Here is an 8,555-nt window from a genome sequence, read left to right as displayed (position 1 = left end):
TGACACCTCCGTCGTTACGGGCGTCATCTCGGACAGCAGACCACCTCAGGCAACGAGGGTACTGGGCGGTCGCTTACGCCCAATTCAGAGGTGATCGGGGGTCCCATCTTCGGGGGGGCGGAAGGCTTCTTTGCGATCTACTGCGAGCCCTCGCCCAGCAGGTGCACCTCCGCGGCAGGGTCGTCCAGAACCGCGGCTGGGGAGGCAGGAAGGAAGACGAACCCGCTGCGGTCGAGCGCAGCATCGAGGACGGCGAGCGGCGAGTCCGATGCCGGTGCGGCGAGGCCGAGGACGAACTCGGCGAGCTCATCGGCTGTCAGTTCCACGTGGTCGTGCAGCGGCACGGTCGCAGGCTCTGTCAGGATCACTCCGTTGCGCATCTCGATGTGCCATGCCGTCTCGTCGCCTTCGACTTGGAGCGTAAAGGCGGTGCGGGTCTCTCCAGCCTGGTCCGGGTCCACGAGCACCCGCAGAAACGCAAGGCTGGCCGCGGTTCCGGCCGCGATCAGATCCTCGCGCCGCGGCGTGCCCAGGACAGCCCGCACTTCGCCGATGGTGACCGGCCGGCCCATGGCGAGGAGATTGCCGTCAAGCTCCAGCGCCTCGGTGATGTACCAGCCGCGGGCGTTAGACGATGTGGTGCGCTGGCCAAGCGCGCGGGCGGCGATCGACCGCGTGGCGCGCGCGGCCTGGTCCTGCGAGTCGAGTTGGAGGAGAAGCGAGGTCAGTCGCAGCGCCCATTGCCAACCGGCGATGTCGCCCCCTGCGGCAGAAGCCGCTGCAGCGGCCTGCACCTCTTCCCGGCCGCCCATGAGCGCGATGGTTCGACGAGCCTCCTCGCGGACCGGAAGCGGATTGATGTCATAGACGTCATTGCCGAACCAGCTGACTTCCGTATTGTAGATCTGACGAACCTGGCTTTCGACCTGCCCGTAGAACTCGTAGTCCTCTCGCAGGCTTGTCGGCATTTCGACCGCCTCCGCCGCCTCTCGCCCGTCCATGCCGCGCGCGATCATGCGCAGCGACTGGTCGCGGATCAGGCGGATCCGATCAGCGGAGCGGCGAATGGCCGAAAGCACCGCGTCCTCACCCGTAACCGGCGCCGCATGCAGATCGAGCAGGATAGCAGCGTTGTAGGTTTCCAGATGACGGGCATCGTCGAGGTAGGGATCAGGGTCCCGCAAGGGGCCGCCGCGCAGGGTGGAAAGGTTGAACATGAACCCCGGCGCCATGGCGTTCGTGATCAGGAGCCGGAGCCGCGGGAAATAGAATCCCACGCTGTCGGTCGCATCCGATCGGTTCGGCATGACCGTCACGTCTTCGCCGGCGATCTTGAGTGTCTCGACGATACCGTTCGTGAACAGCCGATCAGGTGCGCGGTAGCTCGATTCCGCCAAAAGCCTTTCAGGGGTGAAACCGAGGTTGTTGGGGAAGGCGTCGGGTCCTTCCGGGGGATGGAACACGCCGAATTGAGCGACAGCGCGCGCCTTGAAGAGACCTGAGAGAGGACCGAGACCCACGCTGGCCGTGCGGTTCCTGTCCAGCCATTCGTGCCCCCAGAGTTCGACGCCCTCGTCTGACCAGGCCGCAGTGCCTTCGGAGTAGTGCCAGTGGGTGAGTAGGATCGCTGCCACACGGACAGGCTCACCCAAGGCGGTTGCGAGCGCGTCGCGCATCTCCTGCGCGGCACCCGTCGAATCGCCAGTGTCGATGATGATCCAGCCGTCTGGCGCACGAATGGCCATGGAATGCGCGATGCCCCAGCCTGCGAGAAGCCAGATGTCGGGCGTTACCCTGATGGCGCGCCTTTCGGTCATCGCAAGACGTTCGTTCGCACCTGCCACGGGAGCGGTAGTTATCGCGCCATTCGCAGCTATTGCAGTCTCCTCGCGCAGCGACGGGCTGCGCCAGAGGGGACCGGGGACCGACGTCTCCTGAGCTCGGGCTGCCGAGGGAACAGAGAGGGCTGCCGGGCCGAGTGCGAGGAATGCTCCCGCGACGGGGGCGGCGGAAAGAAGGTCGCGGCGGGTGGTCATCGTTGCAGTCTCCTTGCAGGCAAGACCGGTGAAAGTAGTGGCGCCTTGCGGGGGGGCGGGTGGGACACATTCAGCACGCGCATGACCGTCGGCGCCGGATCGGATCGTCTCAGGCGGCATCTCTTCGTTGAAGTCTGCACGGCGGCACGGTATCGATTGTGCAGAATTGGCCAGTTGCACCATGAAATCCTTTCCCAAGCCTTCGGCCCTGATCCAGACGGGATGGCTCTCGCGGTCCACGCCAGAGTTTCGTCGGGACCTCATCGAGGGATCGACTCCGCACAGGATCGCGCCAGGCCAATACCTCTACCACACGGGGGACGAGACCGGCGCGCTCTGGGGCCTCGAGTCCGGAAGCGTCGCGATCGAGTTCGCACATTCCGACCACCTGATGCGGACGGCCTTCGTGCTGCATCGCGGACACTGGCTCGGCGAAGGAACGCTCTTCGATGGAAGAGCACGGGTGGTCGGTGTCCGGGCCCTGCGGGAGAGCGTGTTCTTCGGGGTCCCGATGCTCCGTTTGCGCGGCCTTCTTTCCCGCAAGCCCCAGTACTGGCGCGAGTTCGGCCGTCTTGCCCTCGAGCATTTCGACGTTGCCACCGGCATAGCCGCCGACGGGATGATCCCCGATGGTCGTCGGCGGTTTCTTGCGGTCCTCATGCGACTTTCCGGCCTACGGGACACAACTCCACCGGAGTATCCCGAGGTCAATCTGTCCAAGGAGGAACTGGGCGCGGTCGCCAACCTCTCCCGAAGTTCGCTCACGCCCATCCTGCGCGATTTGGAGGCGAAGGGCGTCATCACGCTCGGCTATCGTTCGCTTCGGGTCATCGATCCTGTGATGCTCGGCGCAATATACGGGCGAGCGAACCGATGAACGGCTGGGAAACGAAAGCCTCCGACCAGGCGGGTAGCATGCCCGAGATGCCGGCCAAGATCGAACATCACCACCTCCTGCGGGCGATGGATGCGCTGATGGACAATGTCGATCGGGTGGAAGCCGAACTGGCCCGCCAGATCCGCCCCCTGGTCGATCGTGACCTGACCATCGCACGCAGTTGCCATTGGCGCGCCATCGGTCCGAGAGACAATGGCGACGGCATCTGCCTCGATCTTGCGCCGCCCGGATCGCATCGCGCGTCCAAGGGCGCGGTCGAAGCCAAGGTCTTTCCAAAGTTCGTGCAGGGCAAAGACGTTGCCATAGGCCTTGGAGCTTTCGATCTCGACGGGAAACGCGGTGTTGTCGCTCCGCCCCATGGCCCGGTTCAGGCCGTTGATCAGGGGATCGAGCTTCGCGGGGTTCAAGTCTTCCAGTCGGCCGAGGTTGGCGACGACCCGATGGCGGACCTTGCCCTCATCGTTGCGATAGCCCTCGACCAGTTGCAGATACTGGCGCCCGCCGGATCTCGTGATCTTCGTGTACATGTCGCAACATTATAATCTGATGCGTCATACTGAAATAGCCGCGCATGATACGACGTGCCACAACATGACTTTCGTCAAAATCGGGCTTTCCGCACGCGAAGAGCCCTTGCTTTATTGAACTCCGCCCCGCCAAATCGGGCTCAAATCTACGGCGAAGTGTCGAAGTTGGGGGGTAAGTCCGTCCGGGGAAAGGGGAATTCCGGACCTCAGCCGATTTGTGCAACAGTGCCGGTCCTGACCCTAACTGCATGGATTCGTGATGTGAATCCTTCACGGCGAGAGTTCTGCAACAATGCCTATTGAACACCTACATAAGGCCGCGAATATCCCGGGGAGAGGCCGAAGGACGGGGGGCAGCGCCCCCGTCGTGACGGCGGCGATCCCTCGGGCCGGGCAACGCGCAGGCACCCGGTCTCAGCGAAAGCTGCGGCTGTCCTTGATCTGGTCCCAGGCCCAGACGACCTCCTGCAACCGGTCCTCGTCGGCGCGGTTGCCGCCATTCATGTCCGGGTGCAGATCCTTGACCAGCGACTTGTATTGCTTGCGGATTTCCAGCTTGGTCCAGTTGTCCTCGGCGCCCAGGATTTCCAGCGCCTTGCGTTCGGTCGGCGGCAGCCGTCGCGTTGCGCCCTGCTTGCGGCCCGGGTTGCGGGTGGCGTTCTCGCCCAGCACCTGCATCGGATCGTCCACGCCCAGCCGCGACCAGGCGCGCTGTTCGTCACGATTGCCGAAGGGCCGCGTCTCGCGCTCCCAGACCCGGTCCTTGTCGACCTGGGCCTCGAATTCCTCCTCGGTGACGCCGTGGAAGAAGTTCCAGCGCAGGTTGTATTCGCGCACATGGTCCTTGCAGAACCACAGGTACTCGTCGAGGTGATCGGGCGATTTCGGCGCACGATACTGACCCGACAGGGTGCAGCCCGGATGCTCGCAGACCCGCTGAGAGGTCTCGAACGCGCCAGACATGCCGCGCCGTCCGCGCGTGCGCTTCTTCTTGTCCGCCGAGACGGAGATGTCGAACCCGAATGGGTCGGTTTTCGTCATGGCCTGTGCCCTTTGCGACTCGGACCAGAGAGTTTAGTCAGTTGAGTGTGAGAATGAAGGGGGCAGAGGGCGAAAAATGAGTATTGCCGAGGAAATCCGTGGGCGGCTTGAGGCAGCACTTGCCCCCGAGCGGCTGGAAGTCGTCGACGACAGCGAGCGTCACCGCGGCCATTCCGGCTGGCGCGAAGGGGGCGAGACGCATTTCCGCGTCACCATCGCCGCGCCCGCCCTTGCGCCGCTCTCGCGGATCGAGCGGCACCGCGCCATCCACCGCGCCCTCGGTCCCGATCTGGTCGCCCGCATCCATGCGTTGGCGCTCGACATCCAGGTTCAGGCCCCGGACTAGCTGTCGTCGCCCTGCGCGGGCCCCAGCCGGCGCACCGGCCGCGGCGCCGCCTCGCGGCTGGGCGCGCCCAGGGTCGGTGCGAACCCCCGCCCGGCAAAGGGCGAGAGCGAGGCCGCCGCCGCCGCCGCGATCGCCTCGGGGCTGGCGGGCAGGGGGCGTGCCGTACCCTCGGGCCGGGCACGGCGGAACACCAGCAGGTTCTGCGTGACCTCGATCCGCCCGGTCAGCCCCTTGCGCTCGGTGCAGGGCAGGCTTTCGGCGCGCTGATATTCCCAGCCCTCGGCCGCCATCGCGTTCAGGATCTCGGTCAGCGCCAGCGCGAACCGGTCCGCCGCCCCGTTCGTTCCCTTGACCCGCTTGCCCCGCTCGGGCGCGGGCAGCACCTTGTATTCATAGACCGTCATCGCTTGCATTCCCCCGGACATGCCTCCGCACATCCCGTTGTGATTTGCCCGATCCCGCGCCGAATGCCGCACCCGGCCGCTGTGCCCCGACTGATTCTGATGTCCTTGAGGTTGTAGTCCTCTGCGGCATCAAAACCCATAGGCGAGCCGCCCCCTGTCCGGCGAAGTTGCGGTCATTCCAGGAAATCTCATGTATTCAAGCGTTTGCAGAAATTTTCCCGGCGCGATGCAAAGGACGCAGCACCTGACTCGAAATACAGGCGCCGAGCGCTTCGTGAAAGCCGAAAATCATGTTAGCGTGGAACCGTTGCAAGGTACCTGCAACTTGATGAGGGGGGTTATCTCATGTCGAAATTTCTGAAGACAACCGCGTTGGCCGCAGTGGCGGCTCTGGGCATAACGGGGGCGGCGTCCGCGGCAACGGTCTAGGGGACGATCCCGGGCGGCACGGCGACCAATGACGGTCTGGTTCCGGTCTACGGTGCCGGCACGGCCGAGCGCGACGGCTGGTATGGCGGGCAACTCTGGCTGATCGGCACCGACGTGACGCTGACCTTCGATTTCCTGGGCAGCGAAGCAGGCTTCAACAACTCGTTCTGGTTCAACGGCGTCGAGTTGTTCGCAACCGGCGGGAACACGAACAGCTGGTGCACGGTCGACTGCACCGTCCCGCTTGCCAGCGTCTCTGTGGGCGGCCTGTCCACCGGTCTGCTGGACTTCAAGTTCGTCACGCCGGTCGGTGAGGCCGTGAACGGGTCCAATCCGGACAACACCACGCCCACCGTCCCGAACTTCTTCCTCAGCTTCGACGGGGCCAACCCGAAAGCGGGTTCGGGCACTTCGGTTGTGCTCTGGCTCGATGATGGTGGCGCGGACGGCGATGACAACCATGACGACATGGCCGTGCGGATCCGGATCGACAATGGCTCGATCTCGGCCGTTCCGCTGCCGGCCGCCGGCTGGCTGCTGATCGCAGGCCTCGGCGGGCTCGGCGTGGTCGCGCGGCGCAAGAAGTCGTAACGAATCGTCCCGTCTTGCGGACAGACCGGAACGGCGGCCCCAGCGGCCGCCGTTTCCCGTGCTGCCCCCGGATGAAGCGGCCCCCGGTCAGGATTCCGAAAGCGCCGCCAGCGTCGCCGCGATCCGCTCGCGCAGCGCATTGGCCCGTTCGTAGCCATAGCCATGTGCCCGGGGTCATAGACCCGCAGTGCGGCATCGACATGGCCAACAGCCGCAAACAGATGCGAGCGCGCATTGGACATGGGGTCATGCGCGGCCAGTGCTTACGTCGCCAGCGCAAGATTCTCGTGCGTCATGGCCCACTGCACGTATTGGTCTGCCTCGGTGAAAATGCGAAGCGCGGCGTGCCACGCTTCAACTGCCTCGGCTATCAGGCTTGCACCCGCAACGCCGCCGCTGCGCATGCCCAACTCTGTGCGGACTGACCGCGCAAGCCCGCCACCGGCGACGATCAGCCTTGTTCCGTTTTTCAAAGGGTCGGCAATGGGTGCGCGGTTCTATTCGCAAATCTGTCGCCCAGCCCGTGACGAGCCCTGGCGGCCGATCAAGCCTGCGCCCGACCCCGAAAATCCTCATATGGGTTTCATATCCCCGCGGCGTCGTAAGGCGGCTCAGAGTCCCAGCTTTGCCGCGACGATCTCGTTGACCGCCTGCGGGTTTGCCTTGCCGCCCGTGGCCTTCATCACCTGGCCCACGAACCAGCCTGCAAGCTTCGGATTCTGCCTGGCCTTTTCCACCTGCGCCGGGTTCGCGGCGATGCACTCGTCAACCGCCGCCTCGATGGCGCCCATGTCGGTGACCTGCCGCATCCCCCGCGTCTCGACGATTTCGGCCGGATCGCCGCCTTCGGTATAGACGATCTCGAACAGATCCTTGGCGATCTTGCCCGAAATGTCGCCCGAGGTGATAAGGTCGATGATCTTTCCCAGTTGTTCCGGGCTGACGGGGCTTTCGGCAATCTCGCGGTCATCCTTCTTGAGACGGCCGAACAACTCGTTGATGACCCAGTTCGCCGCCGTCTTGCCATCGCGGCCCTGCGCCACGGCCTCGAAATACCCCGCCGCCTCGACCTCGGCGGTCAGCACCGAAGCGTCGTACTCGGTCAGGCCGAAATCGGTCACGAAACGGGCCTTCTTCTCGTCCGGCAGTTCGGGCAGCGAGGCCCTGATCTCGTCCACCCAGGCCTGGTCGATTTCCAGCGGCAACAGGTCGGGGCAGGGGAAGTAGCGGTAATCATGCGCCTCTTCCTTGGATCGCATCGACCGCGTCTCGCCCTTGTCGGGGTCGTAGAGCCGGGTTTCCTGCATCACCGTGCCGCCATCCTCGACGATGGCGATCTGGCGCCGGGCCTCGTACTCGATCGCGGCCTGGATGAAGCGCATCGAGTTCATGTTCTTGATTTCGCAGCGCGTTCCCAGCGCGTCCTTGTCGCCCGCAAGCCATGCCTCATAGGCGCCGGGGCGGCAGATCGAGACGTTCACATCGGCGCGCAGGTTGCCGTTCTGCATGTTGCCGTCGCAGGTGCCCAGATAGCGCATGATCTGGCGCAGCTTGCCGACATAGGCCGCCGCCTCTTCGGGGCCGCGGATGTCGGGGCGGCTGACGATCTCCATCAGCGCGACGCCGGTGCGGTTGAGATCGACAAAGGACATGGCCGGATCCATGTCGTGGATCGACTTGCCCGCGTCCTGTTCAAGATGGATGCGCTCGATCCGCACAAGCCGCGCGATGCCGGGGCCCATGTCGACCAGCACTTCGCCCTCGCCGACGATGGGGTGGTAAAGCTGGGAAATCTGGTAGCCCTGCGGCAGGTCGGGATAGAAATAGTTCTTGCGATCAAAGGCCGAGACCAGGTTGATCGCCGCCTTCAGCCCCAGCCCGGTGCGCACGGCTTGCGCCACGCAGAATTCGTTGATGACGGGCAGCATGCCGGGCATCGCGGCATCGACAAAGGCGACATTGGCATTGGGTTCGGCGCCAAAGGCGGTCGAGGCGCCCGAGAACAGCTTGGCGTTCGAGGCCACCTGGGCATGGACCTCGAGCCCGATCACCAGTTCCCAATCGGCCTTGGCGCCGGAGATTACCTTGGGTTTGGGGGCTTGATAGGCAAGGTCGAGCATCGGGGCGGTCCTTTCTCAGCGGAGCCTGTCTAAGGCAGGGGGCGCGCGCGGGCAAGGGGGACGGGGCGGCGGAGGATTGCCGATCGGGCGCCCTGCGATCGGCGGCACCCCGCGCATGTCCGAAGGGCAGGGTTGCCCGATGACCCCTTGCCGGGCATTACCC

8 protein-coding genes and 1 pseudogene are annotated in these 8,555 nt (G+C 64.9%); 4 read left to right on the top strand and 5 right to left on the bottom strand.

All coding sequences use genetic code 11. The features are described 5' to 3' along the window. Positions 1-137: 137 nt before the first annotated feature. Positions 138-2,036 (bottom strand): alkyl sulfatase dimerization domain-containing protein, encoded by a 1,899-nt coding sequence (locus tag GH815_RS05565; protein WP_170290299.1) that lies wholly within the window; start codon positions 2,034-2,036, stop codon positions 138-140. Between the two features lie 181 nt (positions 2,037-2,217). Here GH815_RS05565 and GH815_RS05560 point away from each other — a divergent pair, with 181 nt between their 5' ends. Further along, positions 2,218-2,913, top strand: coding sequence for a Crp/Fnr family transcriptional regulator (locus tag GH815_RS05560; protein WP_153747762.1), 696 nt, complete (start codon positions 2,218-2,220; stop codon positions 2,911-2,913). A gap of 218 nt (positions 2,914-3,131) precedes the next feature. Here GH815_RS05560 and GH815_RS19575 read toward each other — a convergent pair. Both GH815_RS19575 and GH815_RS05550 read right to left on the bottom strand, forming a co-directional pair. After that, positions 3,132-3,461, bottom strand: a pseudogene (locus GH815_RS19575) (IS1634 family transposase); the annotation flags it as partial. A 414-nt stretch (positions 3,462-3,875) separates the two neighbouring features. Beyond that, positions 3,876-4,502, bottom strand: coding sequence for a J domain-containing protein (locus GH815_RS05550; protein WP_153747761.1), 627 nt, complete (start codon positions 4,500-4,502; stop codon positions 3,876-3,878). 76 nt (positions 4,503-4,578) lie between these two features. On the opposite strand from GH815_RS05550, the gene GH815_RS05545 reads away from it, so the two are divergent. Then, the gene (locus GH815_RS05545) at positions 4,579-4,848 is read left to right on the top strand and encodes a BolA family protein (RefSeq protein WP_153747760.1); all 270 of its coding nucleotides are present in this window, start codon (positions 4,579-4,581) and stop codon (positions 4,846-4,848) included. Here GH815_RS05545 and GH815_RS05540 read toward each other — a convergent pair. Next, positions 4,845-5,252, bottom strand: a complete 408-nt coding sequence (locus GH815_RS05540; RefSeq protein WP_153747771.1) for a DUF4177 domain-containing protein — start codon at positions 5,250-5,252, stop codon at positions 4,845-4,847. The two genes, GH815_RS05545 and GH815_RS05540, sit on opposite strands and share 4 nt — an antisense overlap. A 543-nt stretch (positions 5,253-5,795) precedes the next feature. On the opposite strand from GH815_RS05540, the gene GH815_RS19145 reads away from it, so the two are divergent. After that, on the top strand, positions 5,796-6,272 hold the full coding sequence (locus GH815_RS19145) for a VPLPA-CTERM sorting domain-containing protein (RefSeq protein ID WP_281354774.1): 477 nt from the start codon (positions 5,796-5,798) through the stop codon (positions 6,270-6,272). Positions 6,273-6,472: 200 nt separating this feature from the next. Beyond that, positions 6,473-6,697 carry a hypothetical protein gene (locus GH815_RS18820; protein WP_170290298.1) on the top strand — a complete coding sequence of 75 codons (225 nt, stop codon included), beginning with the start codon at positions 6,473-6,475 and terminating at the stop codon, positions 6,695-6,697. A 186-nt stretch (positions 6,698-6,883) separates the two neighbouring features. Here the strand turns inward: GH815_RS18820 and gatB are convergent, their stop codons facing one another. Next, positions 6,884-8,392 carry an Asp-tRNA(Asn)/Glu-tRNA(Gln) amidotransferase subunit GatB gene (gene gatB / locus GH815_RS05530; RefSeq protein ID WP_153747759.1) on the bottom strand — a complete coding sequence of 503 codons (1,509 nt, stop codon included), beginning with the start codon at positions 8,390-8,392 and terminating at the stop codon, positions 6,884-6,886. Positions 8,393-8,555: the final 163 nt, after the last annotated feature.

It is taken from the genome of Rhodovulum strictum, assembly GCF_009649175.1.
In the GTDB taxonomy this organism is placed as follows: Bacteria; Pseudomonadota; Alphaproteobacteria; order Rhodobacterales; family Rhodobacteraceae; genus Rhodovulum; species Rhodovulum strictum.
This window is presented reverse-complemented; position numbering and strand designations above follow the sequence as displayed.